Raw genomic sequence first — 20,884 nt, 5'->3', positions numbered from 1 at the left:
GGAAACGGTCTCTTAAGTGAGATTTACTTTCAGGCTACGCAGCAGCTCGAAAGTATCGATGCACTTTACGCCGAAATGACTTCCCAACACCGGGATGAGTACCTTGTTGCTCTTTTCCGGATTGTTCTTCTCAAGAGTCACAACGGTCAGGCCATGCACTTTGGCGTAGGCAACCAGCCAACCATCGGCCACCTTGGCGAACTCGGCTTTGGCTTCTGGCTTGAATTTTGGATGTGCCTGCACCCACTGCATCATGCTGGCATAAGTATTGGCCACTTCAACGGTGCGTGTGGAGCTGAACAGGGACTTGGGAGCGGCATTCTTCACCCAGTCTTCAAGCTTGTCTGCTTTGCCGCCACTGAGTAGCTCGTCGCGTACCAAGTCGATGCTGATCAGATGGCCTTTAGCCTCATGGTCCAGCAGCCTTTGCCAATAGCCTGGTGCGATGTCGAAAGCGTAATAGGCTCGATGGGCCTGAATGAAGACGTTCGCATCCAGTGCGTACAGAGGCTTGGCCCGTGGGGTCGCCTTGCTCATTCGGCCACTCCCAAGTCTTTGGCAAACTTGTCAAAGGTAGCGCCACCAAAGCCCACTAACTGGAAAGCATCGCGGTAGAGCAAGCGTCCCTCTTTGGCTGCACGAATCACGGTGCGGCCAAAGTGTTCGCCTACGCGGACATGCTGGGTCGCGAAGAAGTCGCCGCCATTGCTGCCTTTAGTGCCGTGCTCGACTTTGATGTAATGACGGTAGAACTGGAAGAACGTGGCACGGTCGATGTAATGTAGATCCAAGGCGCGCCGAGCTGCCACGATTGGGCTGACCTTGAATTGGCGAGCCAACTGCTCGTAGCGGTCTGCAGCGTCTTCCGTCGCGTCCCAAGCCTTGGGAAACTCCTTGGCGGGGATCAAAAATTCGGCTGCCACCTTGTTGCAGAGCTGCTCACCTTTATCGTTGGCTGGTAGGGTGGCATCTGTGCCGGATACTGCATCCAAGCCGAGCCACAGGTGGGCCAGTTCGTGGGCAACAGTGAACATCTGCGCACTCTTTGCATCACTCGCGTTGATGAACACGAGAGGGGCGTATCCGTCGGACAGGGCGAAACCGCGAAACTCTTCCGGGTTGAGCTTTCTATGGGTGTTATTGCCCACCACACCGTTGAACACGATGAGGATCCCTAAATCCTGCACGCGTCGACGCAACGTTACTAGTGCAGCTTGCCAAGTACCAACGCTCTTGGCCCAGCTGCTTTGGAGATCCAGAAGCTTGCGCATGTCGGCTGCGACAGCTTCCGGCGTGGCCTTCAAGTTATATTTTCCAACAAATGGCAGCTTCTCTTGGCCCTGTTCGATCAGTTCTTCACGCATCCAATTCTGACGACGCTGCATCGTTTGTACGGTTTCCAGCAGGTCGGGACTGGGTTCTCCCACGCTATGGTCGCCGACGGTGCGGAAGTCGGGGATGGAAAGCCTCTCCTTGAGGGGGGCGGCGAGGAACAGATGACCTAGTGGAGTGCGGGTGTGGTGAGCAAGATCTTCTATTTGGCCGAAGGTGAGTTTGCCGGTCTGTTCCCAGCCAAGGACCTTTTCTGGCTTGATCTTGGCCTTCTTCGCGAGTTCGGCCACGGCCAAGCCCGCGCGTTCACGCGCCCAGCGCAGCACATGCGGTTGCAGGGCAAGGGTGGTCATGGCGGTGATTTAGGACTAGTGGAGTAGAAGAGGCGGGCAGCGAGGATTGTGGGGGAAGCCAGTAGGCAGTGTCGAGCTATCGAGCAACTGACTCGCTTCGGGACTCAGGCTGATCGCAAACATCGGGCGCATTTGTTTAAGGTGGAGGGACTCTTCCCAGTCATAGAAGTGATGGGCGCGATGGGGCGCGTGCGAGCATTCATTGCATTGACCTTGCTGGCAGGAGCTACCAGGTACTTTAAAGGTATGCAGCAATCGTTAGATCAGAATGGCCAAAGGCGTGTGGGAGTGTTCCCGCTGCGGTCGGTTTTTGGTACTGGTAGCTCTTAGGCTTCAGGGGGCTTTTCGGCCCTACCGACCTCTGCTTAGCATGAGGGCCTTGTCCTATTCGGAAGCGCAGTCTGAGGGCATCAGGAATCGAACCCAGGGCGCAATTTTTATGTGAGTAAGGGTGTGAGTAAGATTGATTTGATTGTATTTTTAATTACATATTAATCAAAGGCTTGTGGTGGCAATTCGATTGTTGGTGGGCCCACCATGAAATCAATCGCTTAGCTCTGTTTTTATCGGGTTAGAACAAGGTTTCGTGGAAAAATTCCGCGGTTGATCCATCAGCTCCTTCCATTGCACATAGTGTGGAATCAATTGCTTAACACTGCTTTTCTCTGTTTGAAGCAGGTGCAGGGATGCATTTCTTCGGAAAATCCCATCGTTGATCTCGACTGATGCAGTGGAATGCGCAGGCGCAGGCCATCTCACGGCTACGCCAACAGGATAATTTCAGAGCTGCTCCGGTTCGGTGCCGAACAGGAACGGACGTATAACTCTGGAATCAAGCCTACCCGCCCAGCAGGTCCGGCTCGAAAGAATTTTCAGGCAGCATAGCTGTCCAGTAACTCTTGAAGTTTGGCAACGGAGAATCTGACTTTCACATTTGATGTGACAAATTCTTTGCCAATGAAATCAATGACAGGTTTCCCTTCGAGCTTCTCCAAGAGAGCATCCATGCTCCTGGCAACGATAAGTTGCTTGGCACGCTTTAGCGCCGCTTCGTTCTTTGGTGAAACATCGATGGATCGATACATTCGTGCCATCGCCTCATGGAACTCGGGTGCATTTCTCATATTGCCGATCTACCTAAAAGACGGCCCAGAGGGGTGGTTACACTACTCCTGCCCGATGGAATCTTCCCTTGATACACTTTGATCTTAGTGACGCGGGGGGGGCGACAATACGGCGCACATCCGACTCAAAAGATGGTGTCGAGCATGCTCTCGCACTTGTACCCGCTACCCTACTGCCTATCCGCTCTGTGGACAGGCGTGTCACTGATGCCGCTGTGCTTGAGTCCGTGCAGGCTAAATCGCTCGGTTTGTGCGATGACGCCTCTGGCCATCGCAGCGGTAATCATCTTCTTCCACGCCGTATCCAAACCGTACTTCGTCAGCGGATCGCCGCTCTCGGCGATGAAGATGTGGCGCTGCTCAGGCCCGAGGGTCCAGTGCGGCACCATCAACGCCTGCTAGAAAGTTGGCGATGATCCGCCTGCTTTCGGTCAGTGCATCCAGTTTCTCGTCCAGCCTTCTTACTTCCTCGCGAAGGGTAGCGACGATATCGTCGCACAGATCGAAGACTTCTGGTCCGTCAACCATGCAGGGCAGCAATACTTTGACGGCGTCGAGTTTGATTCCAGATTCGCTCAGGAGCTTGATGCGCTGGGCAGCTTGCAACTCGGCCTGCCCGTAATCACGGTAGCGTGCCTCGGTGCGTGTAGGTCGCAGGAGCCCCTGCTGTTCGTAGTAGCGAAGCATCCTTTCGCTCACCCCACTGCGTCGGGCCAGTTCTCCAATGCGCATCTGACACTCCTTCCATCGGTGCTTGACTCTAACAGCGCTGTCAAGGTTTAGGCTGGGTGCTGCCTTTGAAAGGAGACGCGCATGTCCATCGAAAATCCACAATCGTCCACATTGAAGCCAGCCCAGCGTAATGGGCATCTCGCCAGCGCGAGCGATCTCGCGCCCTTGGCCTTCGCCGGCTATGCGCACTTCACCGCCATGCAGGTTCGCAGCGGTCAGGTGCGTGGTCTTGATCTGCATCTGGCTCGCTTGCGAGCGGCATCGCAGGCGATGTTTGACCACGCGCTGCCCCATGAAACGATTCTGAGCCATCTCAGCGCTGCGCTGCCAAGTGAAGATGCTGATGTTTCCTTGACCGCTACCGTGTACTCCTCCGCTGGCGAGTTTACGGCGGAGGTGGATCGGCATTTGCCGGATCTGTTGGTGCGAGCAAGCGCGCCTTCAAATGGTCCAGTTGGGCCGCTGAGGATGGCTTTGGTAGAGCACGAGCGGATGCTGCCGCACCTCAAGCATGTGGGTGAGATCGCCAAGACGTATCTGCTGCGGCAAGCGGTGGAGCGGGGCTTTGATGACGCTGTTTTCCTTGATAGGCAGGGACACATCAGTGAGGGGACCATCTGGAACATCGTGTTCTGGGATGGTCAAGCCGTGGTGTGGCCCCAAGCCCGGATGTTGCTCGGTACGACGATGTCCATCGTCAAGCGGCAGTTGGAAGCTATGGGAATTCCCCAGCGGAACATGGAGATCGGGATCGATAGCCTGCCAAGCCTTAAAGGTGCAGCGGTGATGAATTCCTGGACGCCATGCATCGCTGTTCATCAGCTCGGCACCGTCCCCATGCCTGAGGCGCCCGAATTCCATGCGTTGCTCCATCGGTCATTTTGCGCTGAGCCGCTGAGATCCCTGCAAGAAGCTATGCCGCTGCTTCTGCGGTCCTCAATGCAGTGATGCATGACGTAGGGCATCTTGCCGCGTCCACTGTGCGGTCAAATTGCGGTATGGCGCGAGGGAGGTTGGGAGGGCGTCGGTCAACCAGTGCGAATCCGTTGTTGCAGCCGGTGCCATTGGTCTAGCTCCGCACTCCGGATAGCCCGCGGGACTCGAGCGATCGCTGTCGCTCATGGATAAACAGTATTGCGAATCATTCGCAATTGGATTAACGTATCGGCCGCCGGCATCGCGCCGGTCCCCTCCATGAGACCCTTCGATGAACTTCCGTCCTTTGGCCTGCCTGCTGCTGGCCGCTGCGGTACTGCCTGCCCAGGCGCATACGCCGTACCTCGCCCCGGCCACCTTCAAGGTGCAGCCGACCAGCACGGTTACCTTGGATGCCAGCTTCGCCGAGCATTTCTTCGTGCCCGAAGTGGTGTTCGACAACAGCGAGTTCGTCGTCACCGATCCCGACGGTGTGCAGCATGCGCCCGATGTGGTGCAGCGACTGAAGACACGCGCCGTGGTCGAACAGACCCTGCCGGGCAAGAAGGGCACGTACCGCTTCTCTACCGGCAACCGCCTTGGCGCCGTGTTCCGCACCTGGGAAGTGGATGGCCGCAAGGAAAGCAGCCGTGATCCGGCCAAGCCACTGCCCGCCGGCGCCACGGTGCTTTCGCATTACCAGAGCCTGTCGCGCTCCGAGGTCTACCTGACTGCCGGTGAGCCGACCCGGCAAGCCTTGGCGCCGTATGGCAAGGGCCTGGAACTGGTGCCGGTGACCCATCCATCGGACCTGTACGTCGGTGAGCAGTTCGTTTTCGAGGTGCATTACGACGGCAAGCCGCTGCCGGCACAGAAGGTGGAAATCCACGCCGCACGCGGTGACGACGAGATCCAGCCGGCTCCGGTCGAGCTGAGCACCGATGCTGCCGGCAAGGCCTCATTCGCCTTGCAGCAGCCGGGCACCTATCTGGCCCTGATCCGCTACCGCGGGCCGGCACCGGCTGGGGCCGCAGCGCCGGAGTACGGCAACAACTACACGCTCAGCTTCCGCGTGCTCGAACCCTAAGCCGCTTTCCAACAGGGATATCCCCGATGAAAACCTCCTTTGCTGTTGCCACGCTGCTGGCAGCGGTGCTGGCCCCGCTTGCCTCGGCGCAGACCGCCGCACCGCCCGCAGTGTCGCCGACGGTTACCGCCTTCCTGACCCAGTTCGACCCGGACAAGACCGGCGCAGTGAGCTGGAATGCCTTCGAGCAGTTCCGTCGCCAGCGTTATGACGCCACCGATGCCAGCAACGATGGGCACGTCGATCGCCAGGAATACGTGGACGAATACCTGCAGCGCTTCGATGTGCGCCTGGCCGATGCGCGTGCTGGCCACCTGCGCCAGACCGATACCCGCTTCAAGGCGCTGGACCGCGACAAGAACGGCAGCATCAGCCGGGCCGAGTTCGATGCCGCCGGCGAGCGCACCTGGGCCGGTTACGAGAAGAGCCAGGACGCTACCCGGGAAACCGCTGCCAGCGACAACCGTGATCCGCTGAAGATGCCGACCTCGCATACCGCCAACGGCATGCTGGAGTTGTACGACCGCAATGGCGATGGACTGGTGGAGCGCGCCGAATTCGACGCCGCACGCAGCGCCACCTTCGCCGCTGCCGATACCGACGGCGATGGCGTGTTGGATCTGGCCGAATACACTGCCGAGTTCGAAGGCCGGCTGGACGCGCAGCGCAGCAAGGTCCGCGAGGCGGCAAGCCGCCAGGCTGGCGTGCGTTTCGATTCGCTGGATACCGACAAGGATGGCCGCATGACCTTTGCCGAGTACCAGGTGTCCGGCAAGCGCCTGTTCGACCGTGCTGACAGCAATCGCGACGGCATCGTTGACGCCCGCGATCCCGAGCCGGTTGCCGGTGCCCATTCGGCCAACGGCAACCGTTGAGCCCTGCGTAGCGGTCGCTGCCTGCGGCCGGTCACTCCAGTTTCTGCAATGACACGGCGCCAGTGCGGCGCCGGTGCCCCCCAGCCGGCATGGTCCACGTGATCGAGCAGCCAGGAACGGCGTAGTCCCCGCCATTACCTTTCTGTGGAGATCTCTGATGAATGCAGCTGTATCCGTGCTTGCGCTGGCCGTGCTGGCCAGCCTGTCCGGCGTCGCCCGTGCCGAGGCGCCGGACGCGTCGAATCTGGACACCGTCCGGGTCGAGGCCGAACGGGCCAAGAAGAGCAAGTCGCGCAACCAGAACGTGACCGTGCTCAGCGCCGCCGATCTCGATGCAGAGATGGCCAACAACATGGAAGAAGCCATCCGCTACATTCCGGGCGTAAGCGTGGTCGACATGGGTCGCTTCGGTGACAACGGCTTCAACATCCGTGGCCTGGAAAGCGATCGCGTGGCAATCACCGTCGACGGCCTGAGCCTGGCCGAATCGGTGGAGACGGCGCGCTCCTACGAGTTCTTCCGCAGCGGCCGCGGCGATGTAGACATCGATACGCTGAAGAGCCTGCAGGTGGTCAAGGGCGCGGATTCGATCACCTCCGGCAGCGGTGCGCTTGGCGGCGCGGTGGTATTCACCACCAAGGACCCGGCGGACTACCTCAAGCCCGAAGGCAACGACACCCATGTCGGGGTGAAGTTCGGCTACAGCGGCTCCAACGACGAGACCATGGGCACGCTGAGCTTGGCCAACCGCACCGGCATCGTCGAGTCGATGCTGGTCTATACCCGCCGCGAAGGCCATGAAAGCGAAAGCTGGTACGACAGCACGGTGGACCGGATCGGTGTCGGTCGGCGCACGCCGGATCCGGTCGACAGCACGCGTGACAACCTGCTGGGCAAGGTTGATTTGCAGTTGTCGGACGCACACACGCTGGGCTTCATGTACGAGCGCGGCCGCGCCCACAACGAGGTTGACAATCTTTCCCGCGTCTACGCGCCGGGCTACCTGGAGCGCAAGGGCGACGATCGCAATGACCGCGACCGTTACGGCGTGAGTTGGCAGTGGCGTGCAGGCAATGCCTTGTTCGACACCCTTGATGCGCAGCTGGACCGCCAGGTCACCGACAGCCGTGGCGTTACCCGTATTCTGGCCGGCAGCGGTTGCCCGGGTGGTGGCGCTCCCTGCAAGCGCAGCGAAGACCGCGCCACCGAGCAGACCCTGGACCGCGCAGCGCTGGACTTCAGCAAGGTGGTGGAAGGCCCTGTGCGGCATGACATCGGCTACGGCCTGGCCTGGCAGCAGCGCGACATCGACTACACCGCGGTGGATACCCGTTGGAATGCGGCCGGTGACATTGCCAGCGTCGAGCACGATCCGCGTCAGGTGCCCAAGACCGATGCACGCTCCTGGAACCTGTACCTGCGCGACAGCCTGAGCCTGTTCGACGAGCGCCTGCTGCTCAGCGGCGGCCTGCGCTATGACCGCTACGATTACTCGCCGCAGGTAGACAGTACTTTCGTCGACAAGACCGGCAGCGTGCGTGACCTTCGCTTCTCGGCACCGAGCTGGCAGGTGGGGGCGGAGTTCCGCTTCCTGCCCGACCATGCACTGTGGGCGCAGCTTGGCCGTGGCTTCCGTGCACCGAGCGTGGCCGATCTGTACTCGCCGACCAGCGCCAGCGCCGCGTTCGATGCAGTGAGCGGTGCACCGATCCAGCTCGACACTTCGATGTCCAATCCGGATCTGGATGCGGAGAAGAGTCTGAACATCGAGCTGGGTTACCGCTGGACTACCGATCGCGCGCAGTTGGGTTTCTCGGTGTTCCGCGACCAGTACGACAACTTCATCGAGACGGTGACCAAGGCGGTGCCGTATGCCAATGGCTACCGCACCGCGCCAACCGGTCCCGTGCAGTACAGCTACAACAGTACGATGCCGATCAATGCGGGCAAGGTGACGGTGAAGGGCGCCGAGCTGGAAGGGCGCTGGCAGATTGCCGACGCGTGGTCGTCGCGAATGGCGGCGGCGTACAGCAAGGGCGAGAAGCACAATGGAGATCCGCTGGAGAGCATCGTGCCGGCCAGCGCGGTACTGGGCGTGCGCTATGCACCTTCGCCGCTGTGGAACATCAGCGCAAACCTGACCCACGCCTGGGGCAAGAGCGCCAGCGATGCCTACACCACGTCGGCCAGTGGCACGCAGGTGGTACCGGCGTGGACAGGCAAGGCCGATGGCTACACGGTGCTGGACCTCACCGGCAGCTGGAACATCACCTCGCAGTTGCGGGTTACCGCGGGCATCTACAACCTGACCGATCGCGAATACTACCTGTGGCAGCGCGTGCGGGTGATCAACAAGGGCACCAATACGCTGTACGGCTACGTCAACGATGACGGCATTGGGCGTTACAGCGAGCCGGGCCGCAATGCCCGCGTCACCGTCGCGTACTCGTTCTGAGTCGCGCGGGCTGAGTTCATTGACTCGGGGTAATGGCAACAGCGCAGAGCGTAGGCTCTGCGCTGTTATTCTTTCACGGGGGATTGTTCCCGTAAGGCTCAACTGCTCGGATGCAGCGATTCCAATTCCTTCAGCCGACTCAGCGCTTCAGTCTGCCGGATCAAGTCGTAGTTGATGCTGCCTGCATTGAGTGAACTGCCGGGCTGATAAGGGAAATCTTTGAAGTCCGAGAAGAAGGACTTGATGGCACCCATCACCGGCACGATCAGCCACATCTGCCGCGCCAGGAAATCCACCGCGCCGCCGCCGTCCTCCATGCCGCGTTCGTACGGGTCCATGCGCAGGTTGGTGATCATTGCCCAGTTGGTTACCGTTCTGGAGCCGGTGGCGATGTTGCCATGCGCCTGCACGGCAAAGCTCAGCTTCCAGTCCTGGTAGCGTACGGCGTTGAGGTTCCCGCCCTGGTCGAAGTAGAAGATCGATTTGCGCGGCCCTTCCTTCTCCTTGCCTTGCAGGAAGGGCATGAAGTTGTAGCCGTCCAGCTTCACCTTGAACTTCTTCTTGCCGAGCGTGACGCCCTTGGCCAGTTTTTCCTTGATATCCGGAACTCCCGCCGCTGCGCATAGCGTGGGAAACATATCGATAAGCGAAATGGGTTCGTTGACTACCGTGCCCGGCTTGATCACGCCAGGCCAGCGGATCGCCATCGGAATGCGGAAGCCGCCTTCCCAGGTCGAGCCCTTCTCGCCACGGAACATGGTCATTGCGCCATCAGGCCACAGTGCAATTTCCGCGCCGTTGTCGGTGGTGTAAACCACAATGGCGTTGTCGTCGACGCCAAGCTTGTCCAACAGGTCGAGCAACTGGCCGACATGGCCGTCGTGCTCGACCATGCCATCCGCATGCATGCCCTTGCCGGTCTTGCCCAGCGACTCGTCCTTGAGATGGGTGAAGACGTGCATGCGGGTGGTATTGAACCAGACGAAGAACGGTGATTTGTCCTTGACGCTCTTCTTGATGAAGGTCTGCGCCGCACCGAGGAACTCTTCATCCACTGTCGGCATGCGTGCCTTGTTGAGTGGTCCAGTGTCCTCGACCTTGCCATCGCCATAGGAGTGGATAACACCGCGCGGCCCGTACTTTTTCTTGAACGCGGGATCTTTTGGATAGAAGTAGCTTTCCGGTTCCTCCTCGGCATTGAGGTGATAGAGATTGCCGAAGAACTCATCGAAGCCATGGTTGGTCGGCAGATGCTGATCCTGGTCGCCCAGGTGATTCTTGCCGAACTGACCGGTTGCATAGCCTTCGCTCTTGAGCACGTCGGCAATCGTCGGCATCCATTCGGCGATTCCATGCGGATCGCCGGGCATACCGATGGTCAACAGGCCGGTACGAAATGGCTCCTGGCCAAGAATGAATGAGGCGCGCCCGGCCGTGCAGCTTTGCTGCCCATAAGAGTCCGTGCAGAACGCGCCTTCATTGGCAATGCGATCGATGTTGGGCGTCTGGTAACCCATCAGCCCGCGCGTATACGCGCTGATCTGTGGAATGCCGATATCGTCGCCGAAGATCACCAGGATGTTGGGTTTGCCTTTGGAGGCAGTCGATGCGGTAGGGGCCACGTCATTCACCAGAGTATCAAGCGTCGTGATTCGACCACGGCAATACTGGGCGCCGCTCGCGGGGACTTCATGCGCAAGATTGCTGATGCGGTCTCGGTAAAAATACGGCTTGTTCTCGCGTGGCCAAGCCCTGGTTGAATACCAGGCCAAATCGACGTTCTACGATTTACGCCGCTGCGGCCATTACAGCTTGCAGGCCTCGGGCACACGAAGACGCGTGCTTTTGTGGCTGGGTTGTCTTGGAGCCAGGATTGGATACGACCATCACTTGTATAGGGCGTGAGCATTCACCCTTATCAAGGCGCCCCAGCAGTGGGGCGATACGTGCCTACCTTAGGCAGCTTTTCAGCGCAGGACGACGGACTCTGCATGCGGATGATGAGTCGGGGTTCCGGCAACATTGGGACTTCAACGAGGCTCAACAGCGCGAACGGCGTCACTCATTCCGGGACATGGCGTAGCCGATGCTGCGCAGCGTTATGACGGGTAGGTGCTCGCCTGCCAGGTCAACCACCTTCTTCCGTAGCCGATGCACGACGACTTCCAATCGATGAGGGTCAAAGCCATTCATGTCCGCAGTGAGTGACTCGATCAATGCTTCGCGGCGAACTGGTTTGCCCTGCGATGACCATAGCTGCTGGACGAATATTCGTTCAGCGGAGTTCAGCCAGATCTTGATCCCCTTCGGGGAAAGCATATGCCAGGAGATGCTATCGAGCTGCCAGTCTGCCTTGTGATTCCGAGCGGTTGCGTGCTCTTCTTCGATAGCGTCAATGTGCGGGGCGATCCGCCCATGCCGAACGATGCAGCTGTGTAACGTCGCGATCAGGCTTGTGGCATCGATGCTCTTGGGCAGATAGGCATCCGCACCATTCTCAAGACCCAAAAACATATCATCCAGTGAATATCGACCCGCCATCATTACGACGGGATACTTTCCAATGCGTCGAAGGTGTTCAAGCGCACTGAAACCACTTTCATCAGGAAGACTGACATCCATGAGGATCAGGGCGGGCTCGGATACGAGCAGTTCGCGATACATCTCGCGGATATTGGCTGCGCGGAGTACTTTGAATCCTGCACCATTCAGGCAAGGGGTCAGTACTTCATCGCGAAACGCAGTGTCGTCATCGACGACCAGAACTTCCTTGACCTGAGTGCGATAAGACATGGGAACGACTGATTCGATGAATTCGGAGAAGGTTGCCCGCGGACAGTAAGCAAAAATACAGACTCTGTACGAGTTTCGAGCGTACAGCATCAAATGACTTTAAAACATATTATTTAGTGTGATTCTTTGAGAGTCCGGCGGAGTTTGTTTATCCGTAATCCGATCGCTCAAGTGGAAAGTCGGCGGGCTATCGAGTTTCCTTGAGGCGAAGTGTGCCCCGTTGACCTGGTGCTTTGTCAGGAGGGCCGGAAATACGTTTCAAATGGCGAGTTGATCGACCTCGCCCTGGACTCTTGTTCTAGCATTTACTGCAAGCAAGTCCTTTGATTAGATTGCTAATGACATTCTGCAAGTGCCATTGGTCGTTGCATGCAGGGTTACTGCCAGCGATGGAAAAAAAAGAAAGGGGGCGCCTTAGCGCCCCCCTCTTTTGCTCACAACGGGTGAATCAGAAGTCGTACGTCACGCCAAGGCGCATGCTGCGCGGGGCCTGCCAGGACAGGACCTGACGGTAGGTACCCGGGCTGTAGTCCGGCTCGAGGCGGGTAGCCTTCTGCTCGTTCAACACATTCAGCACGTCAACGGTGAAGGCCAGCTTGCCATCAGCGAAGTTGGGTCGATACTCGCCACTGAGGTTGAGGTTCTTGATCCAGGGCGTCTCACCAGCGTCGCCCATCTTGGCCGGCTTGCCACCACACCAGTGGTAGTAGTTGCCCGGATAGGCCGGATAGGTTTCATCCGGGCCGTAGGCACCCTGGCAGGAGTTCGGCGTGCCGCTCATGACCTGCAGCGTGCCGCTGATGCTCCATTCCGGGTTGATCTGCCACATGCCCATTGCCTTGAGCTGGTGGGTCCGATCATTCGGAAGACGGCCACCGCCGTACTCCATCAGGTACGGGTAGTCCCAGTCCTGCGTCGCCGAGATGTCACCCTGGCCGATGTCAGACTTGACCTGGCCTTCGGTGTTGCCGCGGCTGTGCGCGAAGGTATAGGTCACGCGGCCCCACAGCTTTCCATCGAACGGGTGCTCAATGTAGGCATCCAATGCAGTGTAGGTGCGCTTCACGGCCGGGTAGCCGAGATCTGCGTTGGTGAGGGTCAGTTCGGTGTAGCCACCCTGGCCATTGGGCAGGTTGAACACCGCGGTTTCGCCGGGGTTGAAGAAGTAGCAACCGCGCAAGCCGGTGGTGTCGATGCCCTGGGCATCAGCCACCTCTTCGAACTTCTCGATGTAGCAGGTGTCATCGATTGCATTGTTCAACTTGCGGTACGTCAGCTTGGCACCGTAGTTCCAGTTCTCGTTGAAGACCTTGTCGAAGCCTACGATGAACTCATCCTGCGACTGAGCTTTCAGGTTCTTCGCGGTAACCGTCTTCGGATCGGGTGATTGGCCGTATTCGCGATTGGCGGAGTAGGGCACACCCGGGCCATTGATGGTGTCGATGGCGGTCAGGCCAGTCGGGTTACCGTTCGCGTCGATGCCGGTGTAGGTGTAGTACTCGTTGGTGTAAATGGAACCCGCCGCGCCACGCGCAGCCAGCGAGGTCGGCAGCGCGAGGTAGTAACGGCCAGCATTACCATAGACCTTGAAGGTGCCTTCGCCGTTGACGTCCCAGGCGAAGCCAAGTCGCGGTGCCCACTGCGGCTTGGTCTGCTTGATGTACGCCTGGCCTTCCGGGTTGTAGTTGATGAACTGGTCATTGCGCAGGCCGAGCTTGACCAACCAGCGGTCGTTGACCTGCCAGTTGTCCTCGATGTACTGGGCACGCTGCATGACCTTGACCGAGGCACGGGTTTCCTGGATGTACTTGGAAACGTAGTAGCCAGTCTCGCCGCCAGGATAGTTGCCCGGTGCATCGACGCCGCCTTCGCTGATCGGTGTCATTGCGTTCGGCTTGCGGCCATAGAGCCAGTAGTAACCGGCATCCGGCGCCATGATGGTGCTGTCGTTACGGTCTTCGGTCCGCTGGTTGTCGATACCGGCGGTGATCGCGTGATCGCCCAGATGGTAGGTCACGTCCAAACGGTAATTCGCGCCGAATGTCTGATGCTTGGGATCGGTGATCTGCGCCAGCTTGTTGGCGTTGGTGATCGGGGTTCCGCCGTTCAGGGCCGGGTTCTGGTTGACGCTGCCACCGACCGGAATCAGGTTGGAGAACTTGTTGTCCGGATCAGACTTCATGTCCGTGGTCTGTTCGCCGTACTGGGCGCTGACCGTCAGGTTGTCGGTGAGATAGCCGGTGTACTTGGCAATCCACATCAGCGCCTTGGTATCGGTCGCAGTTGCATCGCTGAGGTAGTCACCCTTGCTGAAATTGCTGTAGTCGTAGCGGTAGTTTTCGCCTGAGAACTTATGCTGCGTTGAGGCCGCAGTCAGTTCCATGATGTGGTCGTTGGTGATGTTCCAGTCAACCTTGGCGTACCACTTCGGGTCCTTGAAGGTGCGTTCCGAGACCTGTGATGCCGACGACTTCACGCCTACGACCTGATCTTCGGATCGTGAACCCTCCACCGAGGCGAACAGATACAGCTTGTCCTTGATGATCGGACCACCTACGTAGGCGCTCTGTACCGTCGACCAGCCCACATTGTCTTCGCGGTACTGGTACAGGTCCTTGCTGCCGACAGCGCCCGGCAACGCATCGGAATAGTAGGTATTGCGCGGTGCACCCTTGCCCCATTCCGGGGTCCACTGCAGCTGCCCACCAAACTTCCACTCATTTGTGCCGCGCTTACCAATCTGGTTGATCACGCCGCCCGTGGTACGTCCGTACGCAGCACCGTAGCCGCCGGTCAACACTTCCTGCTGTTCGATGGAGCCATAGGGCAGTTCGATGCCACCGAAACCCTTCAACGGATCGGTAACGTTCATGCCGTTGATGTAGTAGGCGTTCTCGGAGACAGAAGCGCCACCAAACGAAGACAGGCGCTGGCCATTGGATGCATTCACGAAGTCGTTGGAACCTTGAATGACACCAGGAGCCAACTGTGCGATCGCATCTGCGCTACGGGCGATCGGCAGCTTGGCCAACTGCTCGGCCGTGATGACCATGCGTGAATCGACCTGGGTCACGTCGATAGGCTGCATTCGCGAGCCCACGACCTCGACAACCGACAGTGTCGTCGCGTCGAACGATGCGTCCGCGGTGGAGGAAACCGCAACGGTGATGCTGCGGGTGCCGACGGTAGCGCCATCCTTGATCTGCTTCACGGTATAGCTGCCAACCGGCAGGCTGCCGACGTTGAAGCGACCGTTGGCGTCCACCACCACGGTGCGTGAGAGGCCTGTGGAGCTTTCGATAACGATGGTGCTTCCGGCGTCGGCCGAGCCGCTGATGGCGCCTGACGTGGACTGCGCGTGCGCGCCAAAGCTCATTACCGCACCCATCAGGGCCACCGTAAGAGCGGAGCGGGTCAATACCTTGACTGTCTTCATTGCTGTTCTCTCTCCTGCTTAAGAATGCGCTTCGCCCGGGGATTAACGGGAAACGGAGGAATAGTTACAGATGTACCTAACTTGAACGAAGCTTCCGAACTGTAATGGAAGATTCAGTGTCGGTCACTGCCACTACTCAGGAAATTAACTACGAACTTTCCGGGTGGAATGAAATGTTGGTTATGGGGTGAAATATTTTGATATCTGGCATTTCCGCCCCGGGTTTATTCCCTCGGAAGTGGATGGCGCGAACAGGTTCAGAGTCAGTTTTTCGCATGCGGGAGCGTTTGGAAGGCCGCCGCTAGATAGCGGGCGATACCTGTGGCAGTCGCCGCACATCAACGTCAGCAATGGAGGGCCGATCCCCGGCTGGTGGCACTGTCGCCTGTGTTCTTGCTGTTCGATTTTCGTCGCCGCGCGGATGACCCCGAACGCGCGCAGACGCTTCCGTTCTCCCAAAGCAGGATCAACTTCGAAGATCCGCTGTTCATCACAACCTTCACGGCGGAGCTGTTGCTCGCGTCTGAACGCCGCGGCCCGCCTCCTGAGAAAGCAGGAGTACGGCTGCACGCTGAGCCGCGTGTTGGCGCTTTGCCAGAAAACTTCAATTGGTCGTCTATCGTCCAATAGTTCCGGAACAACGGCTAAGCTCAGCAATCATTGGCCGAGACCGCTGGCAATGCCTACTCGCACAGTTCCAAGCCGCCGCCGCTTCATTCTGCAATCAGGAATGATGGGCATCCTTGCCACACTGCCGTCGGTGCGAGCGCTGGCCGCGCCGCGCAAGGACACCAGCAGTAGTTCATGGATTCCTGATGAAACACTCCTCGCCGAACTCCCGCGAATCATGCAGGCCTTCGCGGTTCCAGGTGTTGGCATCGCCGTTGTCGAGGATGGCGAAGTAGCTTGGAGTCGGGGCTTTGGCCTGGCCAATGTGCAGGCGCAAGCGCCCGTGGATGCACGCACGGTGTTCGAGGACGCGTCACTCAGCAAGCCGGTGTTTGCCTATCTGGTGATGCAGTTGGTGGAGCAGGGGAAGATTGATCTGGATGCGCCGCTGGTGGCTTATCGCTGGCCTGATTACCTCGGTGATCACCCGTGGCTTGCGCTGATCACCGCGCGCGATGTACTGCGGCATACGACGGGTCTTCCGGATTGGCGCAAGTCGCCAGCGACGGAGAAGCTGGTGCCGATGGTCAAGCCTGGTACGCGGATCAACTATTCCGGCGAGGCGTTCGTCTGGCTGCAACTTGTCGTAGAGGGCATCACCGGGCAAAGCTTGGATGAGGCTATGCAGATGTATCTATTCGGCCCGGCCGGGATGAAGGACAGCAGTTACACGTGGAATGCGGATCTGGCTGCGCGCTCTGTCTTTGGATATCCAGCGCATGATCGTATCGATGGCGGCGCGCCACGACAGGTGATCCGCGAGCAGTGGAGCGTTGCTCAGCAGGTCGCGGACCGCTGGGGTAAGCCGTTGTCCGCGTGGAAGTACGCGGATGCTGAAGGCGCGATGCCTGAAGTGCTGGCGCTGGCCCCTGCCGGTCTGGTGGCCTGGCCTGGCGATATCCTCGCCAATGCCGCTGCAAGCCTGCGTACGACAGTGCAGGACTACGCGACCTTCCTCAGTTTGATGATGGCCGGCCGCAAGCGTGCGGCATGGGAAATAAGCGAAGCCGCACGACAGGCAATGTTGACCTCTCAGATCAGCTTGCCCGGTCGATGGACCGAGAAATGCCTGGGCTGGAATGCCGAGCAGACCCGTGACGGACCGGTGTTCTACCACTCTGGCAGTAACAGCGGCATCTTCAAGAATTTCGCGATAGGTGATGCGCAGCGACGGCGCGGCATCGTGGTGCTGACCAATGGCGGCAGTGGCTCGTTCGTGCATCAACGCATTGTGCGTGCGGTTACGGGGTATGACCTGCTGTCTTACGATCTCTAGTCGATCTGCTTTCGTATCAGTGGCTTTCAGTACTTTCAGGAAACGCGGACTGCAATGTTGCTGGTCCGGTTGTTGAAGTTGCAGCGTTTCAATTGAAGCCACTTGCTGGCTCGGGTCGAGTCGGGCAATGCTGCGCCTTACTCACCGTCAGCCTGGAAGCCGGCTTTCCTGTGGCTGCCATCGCAAAAGGGCTTGTTGTTGGAGTGACCGCAGCGGCATAGCCAGGTTTCGCTGAGGCGATCGATGGTGCGCCCGGTGCCGCTGACAACTTCGAGATTGCCAATGACATGCAGCGGGCCATTCTTGGTCGGCTTGACCTGAAGTGGACCATCGCGCTTCGGCAATGCCTCTGACTTCTTTTCAGCGGGTTCGCCAGTGGCGACGAAACCGCACTCGACATGGCGGTGATCGCAGAACGGTTTGTTATGCGATTCGCCACAGCGGCATAGCGTCGCGCGCATGCCTTCCTCCTTGCCGGCGATCAGCAGGGGCGCGTTGAAGGCGAGGGGGCCGTTCTCACGGATATGCACCAGGTTCACCACCGGTGCCGGTTCGCTGTGCGTGCCGTCGTTGTATTCGTAGCGGATGGCGCCTGAGGGGCAGTTGCGGGCGATCAGCTCCACCTCTTCCGGGGCGACCGCGTCGGGGTGGATCCATTCGCCGACCACGTTGGGTACGAACACATCCGGATGGCTGAGCACGCAGTTGCGTGAGTGGATGCAACGCTCGCCGTCGAAATGGATGGTGACGGTTTTGCCGCGTACGGTTTCGGTTGCCATGGGCTGCCTCCGCTTCGGAATGCGCAGTGTCGCGCAGGCGAGGTGAAGGCTGGCGTATACAGCTTGGCGTCTTTTTGTAGGAGCGGCGTAAGCCGCGAAGCTGGTGCCAATGAGACAGCCATTGGACTGGGGCATGAAGGGGTACGAGCTTCGCGGTTTACGCCGCTCCTACAAAGGTCGGCTATTTACGTATCGCCAGCACACCGTCCAGCGCCAGTTCGGCCTTGAAGCCGGCTTTCTGCAGGCGGGTGGCGACTTCGCGCGGCACGTCGCGGCCGCTGGTCAGCTTGTTGGGGGCGCCGGTGTAGTGGAACAAGCGGCCGCCTTTGCGCAGCACGCGGGCAAGGTGGTCGTAGAACACCTGTGAATACAGCTCGCCGGCGATGCCGAAGCGGGGCGGGTCATGCAGCACCGCATCCATCGAGGCGTCGGCGATGCCTTCGATTTCCTTGGAGACATCACCGTGGTTCAACTGCAGTCGGCCGCCTGCGTGTTCAGCATCGGGATCCGGCGACCATGGGTTGAGGGTGCGCAGCCACAGCACCTCCGGGCTCTTCTCGAACGAGCGGATGCTGGCCACGCCTTCGTCCAGGCAGCAGGCAGCGAAATAGCCCATGCCGCCGCAGGTGTCCAGAATCTGCTTGCCGCGTGGCTCCACCAGCGCGACCTTGCGGCGGGCGTCGTCCAGTGGCGAGATCTGCGCGCTGACCAGCATCTTGATACCGTCGATCTCGAAGGTGGGGATGCCCCAGTCGGTGGGCACCAGCTTGTACAGGCCGCTGCCGAAGCGCGAGGCGGCGCTGAATTCGTCGCCATCCCAGTAATAGATGGTGCGGTCCTTGAGTTTGGCCGGCCACGGGTAGTGCTGGCCCTTGTACTGCCAGCTGTCGGCGCTGAGGCTGATGCTTTCCTGGCTGCGGCCCAGGTCGAGCGAGGTGCCGAGCTCGCTGTTGCCCTTCTTCAGGGCGTTTTGCAGCTGCTCGAGCAGCGGGCGGGTGAGCAGGGGGCCGGTGTAGTGGGGCATGGGGGGCGAAGGTGATGCGGGGGAGGGAATGCTACCGCAGGGGGGGATTTTGGGGTTTTGGTTCTGCTCGAAAAGCACCCCTCCCCAGCCCTCCCCTTGCCTGCGGCAAAGGGAGGGAGCTTCTGCCCCCTCCATTTTGCGTAGCAAAGGGGAGGGCTGGGGACGGGTAGCTTTGGACGTTCACGGAAGCTGCCCTAACCAGCACCCAGTAACCCAAGCAGGCATAATTCGCGCCCCTTACTTTGATTCCGCCTGCTCTGCCAGCGCTGGCGGCCAGCCCGTATGTCCTCCCTGCATTCTGAACTGGCGCAATGGCGCGCCAATCCCCTGCGTGAAATGTTGGCCGGCGCGGTGGCCACGTTTGCGCTGATCCCCGAGGTCATCGCGTTCTCATTCGTGGCCGGGGTGGACCCGCAGGTTGGCCTGTTCGCTTCCTTCGTGCTGAGCATCGTCATCGCGGTGTTCGGCGGTCGGCCGGCGATGATCACGGCGGCTGCCGGTTCGGTGGCCTTGGTGGCGGCGCCGCTGATCAGCGCGCATGGTCTGCCCTACCTGTTCGCGGCCGGCCTGTTGGCGGGCCTCATCCAGATCGTGTTCGGCGTGCTGCGGCTGGGCGTGCTGATGCGCTTTGTCAGCAGTTCGGTGCGCACCGGCTTCGTCAATGCGCTTGCCATCCTGATCTTCGCCGCACAGCTGCCGCAGCTGCATGGGGCCACGGCCGCCACCTGGGCGATGCTGGCCCTGGGCCTGCTGGTCATCTACGGGCTTCCACGCCTGCCTTTGCCGGGGCTGCGCGCGATTCCCTCGCCGCTGATCTGCATCGTGGTGCTGAGCGTACTGGCGTCGTGGCTGAAACTGGATCTGCCTACGGTTGCCGATCTTGGCAAGTTGCCGGATGCGCTGCCGCAGTGGTTGGGTTTGCCCTCGTTGCCGTTTGATCTGGAGACACTGCGCATCATCGCGATGCCGGCCTTGGCGATTGCGATGGTCGGTTTGCTCGAATCGATGATGACGGCGCGTGTGGTTGACGAACTGACCGATACGCCCAGTTCCAAGAATCGTGAATGTACGGGCCTGGGTGTAGCCAACATCACCGCCAGTCTGTTCGGGGGCATTGCCGGCTGCGGCATGATCGGGCAGACCGTTGGCAACGTGAAGTACGGTGGCCGAGGCCGGCTTTCGACCTTGTTTGCCGGCGTGTTCCTGCTGGTGCTGATGGTGCTGTTGAAGCCGTGGGTGGGGCAGGTGCCGGTGATCGCGCTGGTGGCGATCATGGTGATGGTGAGCGTGTCCACATTTGATTGGCGCAGCCTCGGAACGCTGGTGCGGCACCCACGCCTGTCCGGCGTGGTGATGCTGGCAACGGTGGCAGTGACCTTGGGTACGCATAATCTGGCAGCCGGTGTTGGCGTAGGCGTGCTGCTGAGCGGGGTGTTCTTCGCGTTGAAAGTGGCACGCCTGCTGCGCGTGGAAGCGCTGGATCGGGCTGATGGCAGCCTTCACTACGTGGTGAGCGGGCAGGTGTTCTTTGCGTCTGCCGACGCCTTCATTGATGCGTTTGATCCGCGTGTTGCTGAAGGACGTGCGGTGGTGATTGATCTGTCCGGCGCGCAGCTGTGGGATATCACTGCGGTGGCAGCGTTGGAGAAGGTGGTCAATCGCTATCGCCATCATGGCGTGAAGCCGCGCGTGCTGGGCCTGGACCGACAGGGGCGGGCATTGATGCGGCGGGTACTGCGCGACGGTGAGTTGGCGACGGATGACCCCGCTTTGTAGGAGCGGCGTAAGCCGCGCACCCCGTGCAACCCAAGAGGCGACTACGTTCGCAATTGCATGGCTGTCTGCAGCGGATGGCTTGGTGGGTTCGCGGCTTACGCCGCTCCTACAAAGGACCGATGCACGGGTTTTTTGTGGGAGCGGCATCAGCCGCGAAGCTGATGTACCCATCAGTTGCCAGGGAGTTCGCAATTGCAGGAACTCCCTCGGCGGATGGAGCGTCGGCTTCGCGGCTTACGCCGCACCTACAAACATCCG

At 59.8% G+C, this 20,884-nt stretch carries 17 protein-coding genes; 7 read left to right on the top strand and 10 right to left on the bottom strand.

Annotation, left to right across the window (positions count from 1 at the left end; all coding sequences use genetic code 11):
* Positions 1 to 12: 12 nt before the first annotated feature.
* From ACVOLV_RS01795 to ACVOLV_RS01775, 5 genes are all read right to left on the bottom strand, one after another.
* Entirely contained in the window at positions 13 to 537 is a 525-nt protein-coding gene (locus ACVOLV_RS01795; protein ID WP_481552858.1) for a DUF4411 family protein, read from the bottom strand.
* Positions 534 to 1,685 carry an ImmA/IrrE family metallo-endopeptidase gene (locus ACVOLV_RS01790; RefSeq protein ID WP_313642684.1) on the bottom strand — a complete coding sequence of 384 codons (1,152 nt, stop codon included), beginning with the start codon at positions 1,683 to 1,685 and terminating at the stop codon, positions 534 to 536. The genes ACVOLV_RS01795 and ACVOLV_RS01790 overlap by 4 nt, the downstream gene beginning before the upstream one ends.
* An 872-nt stretch (positions 1,686 to 2,557) precedes the next feature.
* Positions 2,558 to 2,770 carry a hypothetical protein gene (locus tag ACVOLV_RS01785; protein ID WP_481552857.1) on the bottom strand — a complete coding sequence of 71 codons (213 nt, stop codon included), beginning with the start codon at positions 2,768 to 2,770 and terminating at the stop codon, positions 2,558 to 2,560.
* Between the two features lie 209 nt (positions 2,771 to 2,979).
* Positions 2,980 to 3,198 (bottom strand): hypothetical protein, encoded by a 219-nt coding sequence (locus ACVOLV_RS01780; RefSeq protein ID WP_481552856.1) that lies wholly within the window; start codon positions 3,196 to 3,198, stop codon positions 2,980 to 2,982.
* Positions 3,170 to 3,541 (bottom strand): MerR family transcriptional regulator, encoded by a 372-nt coding sequence (locus ACVOLV_RS01775; RefSeq protein ID WP_481552855.1) that lies wholly within the window; start codon positions 3,539 to 3,541, stop codon positions 3,170 to 3,172. The genes ACVOLV_RS01780 and ACVOLV_RS01775 overlap by 29 nt, the downstream gene beginning before the upstream one ends.
* Before the next feature lie 81 nt (positions 3,542 to 3,622).
* Between ACVOLV_RS01775 and ACVOLV_RS01770 the strand changes: the two genes are divergently transcribed.
* From ACVOLV_RS01770 to ACVOLV_RS01755, 4 genes are all read left to right on the top strand, one after another.
* A complete protein-coding gene (locus ACVOLV_RS01770; protein WP_481552854.1) occupies positions 3,623 to 4,489 on the top strand; it encodes an aminotransferase class IV family protein in 867 nt (288 codons plus the stop codon).
* Between the two features lie 259 nt (positions 4,490 to 4,748).
* Positions 4,749 to 5,543, top strand: a complete 795-nt coding sequence (locus ACVOLV_RS01765; protein WP_481552853.1) for a DUF4198 domain-containing protein — start codon at positions 4,749 to 4,751, stop codon at positions 5,541 to 5,543.
* A 26-nt stretch (positions 5,544 to 5,569) separates the two neighbouring features.
* The gene (locus ACVOLV_RS01760; RefSeq protein WP_481552852.1) at positions 5,570 to 6,418 is read left to right on the top strand and encodes an EF-hand domain-containing protein; all 849 of its coding nucleotides are present in this window, start codon (positions 5,570 to 5,572) and stop codon (positions 6,416 to 6,418) included.
* Between the two features lie 157 nt (positions 6,419 to 6,575).
* Positions 6,576 to 8,873, top strand: coding sequence for a TonB-dependent hemoglobin/transferrin/lactoferrin family receptor (locus tag ACVOLV_RS01755; RefSeq protein ID WP_481552851.1), 2,298 nt, complete (start codon positions 6,576 to 6,578; stop codon positions 8,871 to 8,873).
* 98 nt (positions 8,874 to 8,971) lie between these two features.
* Here ACVOLV_RS01755 and ACVOLV_RS01750 read toward each other — a convergent pair whose 3' ends face one another.
* The 3 genes from ACVOLV_RS01750 to ACVOLV_RS01740 form a co-directional block, all read right to left on the bottom strand.
* Positions 8,972 to 10,504, bottom strand: a complete 1,533-nt coding sequence (locus ACVOLV_RS01750) for an arylsulfatase (RefSeq protein ID WP_481552850.1) — start codon at positions 10,502 to 10,504, stop codon at positions 8,972 to 8,974.
* A gap of 427 nt (positions 10,505 to 10,931) precedes the next feature.
* Positions 10,932 to 11,666 (bottom strand): response regulator transcription factor, encoded by a 735-nt coding sequence (locus tag ACVOLV_RS01745; RefSeq protein WP_481552849.1) that lies wholly within the window; start codon positions 11,664 to 11,666, stop codon positions 10,932 to 10,934.
* Positions 11,667 to 12,114: 448 nt separating this feature from the next.
* Positions 12,115 to 15,102, bottom strand: coding sequence for a TonB-dependent receptor (locus ACVOLV_RS01740; RefSeq protein ID WP_481552848.1), 2,988 nt, complete (start codon positions 15,100 to 15,102; stop codon positions 12,115 to 12,117).
* Positions 15,103 to 15,423: 321 nt separating this feature from the next.
* Between ACVOLV_RS01740 and ACVOLV_RS01735 the strand changes: the two genes are divergently transcribed.
* Together ACVOLV_RS01735 and ACVOLV_RS01730 are read left to right on the top strand one after the other, a co-directional pair.
* On the top strand, positions 15,424 to 15,732 hold the full coding sequence (locus tag ACVOLV_RS01735; protein WP_481552847.1) for a hypothetical protein: 309 nt from the start codon (positions 15,424 to 15,426) through the stop codon (positions 15,730 to 15,732).
* A 100-nt stretch (positions 15,733 to 15,832) separates the two neighbouring features.
* A complete protein-coding gene (locus ACVOLV_RS01730) occupies positions 15,833 to 17,047 on the top strand; it encodes a serine hydrolase domain-containing protein (RefSeq protein ID WP_481552846.1) in 1,215 nt (404 codons plus the stop codon).
* Between the two features lie 137 nt (positions 17,048 to 17,184).
* Here ACVOLV_RS01730 and ACVOLV_RS01725 read toward each other — a convergent pair whose 3' ends face one another.
* Positions 17,185 to 17,826, bottom strand: a complete 642-nt coding sequence (locus ACVOLV_RS01725; protein ID WP_481552845.1) for a CDGSH iron-sulfur domain-containing protein — start codon at positions 17,824 to 17,826, stop codon at positions 17,185 to 17,187.
* Positions 17,827 to 18,007: 181 nt separating this feature from the next.
* Positions 18,008 to 18,850, bottom strand: coding sequence for a class I SAM-dependent methyltransferase (locus ACVOLV_RS01720; RefSeq protein ID WP_481552844.1), 843 nt, complete (start codon positions 18,848 to 18,850; stop codon positions 18,008 to 18,010).
* Positions 18,851 to 19,132: 282 nt separating this feature from the next.
* Here ACVOLV_RS01720 and ACVOLV_RS01715 point away from each other — a divergent pair, with 282 nt between their 5' ends.
* Positions 19,133 to 20,626, top strand: a complete 1,494-nt coding sequence (locus ACVOLV_RS01715; RefSeq protein ID WP_481552843.1) for a SulP family inorganic anion transporter — start codon at positions 19,133 to 19,135, stop codon at positions 20,624 to 20,626.
* The last annotated feature ends 258 nt before the right edge of the window (positions 20,627 to 20,884 follow it).

It is taken from the genome of Stenotrophomonas sp. STEN023, from assembly GCF_056760135.1.
The sequence above is the reverse complement of the archived record's forward strand: the minus strand, read 5'-3'. Positions and strand labels throughout refer to the sequence as shown.